1 protein-coding gene and 1 pseudogene are annotated in these 661 nt (G+C 72.6%); both read right to left on the minus strand.

The genetic code is table 11. From position 1 onward, the window contains the following. A pseudogene (locus DEIPI_RS40165) lies at positions 1-193 on the minus strand (HAMP domain-containing protein); the annotation flags it as partial. Next, positions 190-633, minus strand: coding sequence for a DUF8082 domain-containing protein (locus DEIPI_RS40170; RefSeq protein ID WP_027482580.1), 444 nt, complete (start codon positions 631-633; stop codon positions 190-192). The gene DEIPI_RS40170 and the pseudogene DEIPI_RS40165, both read right to left, overlap by 4 nt. Positions 634-661 lie beyond the last annotated feature (28 nt).

Consider the following 661-nt stretch of genomic DNA (forward strand, 5'->3'; position numbering starts at 1 on the left):
TCATCGCGAGGTACAGCGAGAGCAGCGTGTCGGCGCGGGCGCGGGTGGTGGGCTTGAGGAGGCGGCCCGGCTTGCGCGCCGCGAGCTTCTGCGCCTGGTCGAGGCTGAGCCCGAAGCGGGTGGAGAGACGCTCGGCGAGGTCGGCGCGAAGTTCGGGCGGAACGGCCTGGGGGATGACGACGGTGTATTTCATGACAGTCCTTTCGAACGGACCTTCGCGATGAAGGCGCTGCGCTGGGGTTCACGGAGTTCGGCGGCGACGCGTTCGGCGAGCGCGAGCAGGCCCGCGCCCTCCCCGAGTTCGTCCACGACGTCCTCGACGATGACCTCGCCCATGGGGCCCATCACCTCGACGGTGAGGTCCACGAGCAGATCCACGACGTCGTCGGGCGCGAGGACCACGGCGGTCGTGTCGGCGGCGGGCGCGGCGGGCGTCTGCGGGGGGAGGCCGAGCTCGCGCTCGATCTCACGCAGGGCGTTCGTGACGGTGGGCAGGCCCGTGCCGAGCGCGCCCGCGATGGCGCCGAGGGTGCGCTGACCGTCCACGAGCGACGCGACGCGCCACAGCGAGAACGGCAGGAGCGTCTCGGCGCTCACGCTGGCGGGAAGCCTGGGGACGCTGGCGGCGTCCACGGTCAGCCCTCCTCGAGGCCGCTGACGG

It is taken from the genome of Deinococcus pimensis DSM 21231, assembly GCF_000519345.1.
Classification (GTDB): domain Bacteria; phylum Deinococcota; class Deinococci; order Deinococcales; family Deinococcaceae; genus Deinococcus_A; species Deinococcus_A pimensis.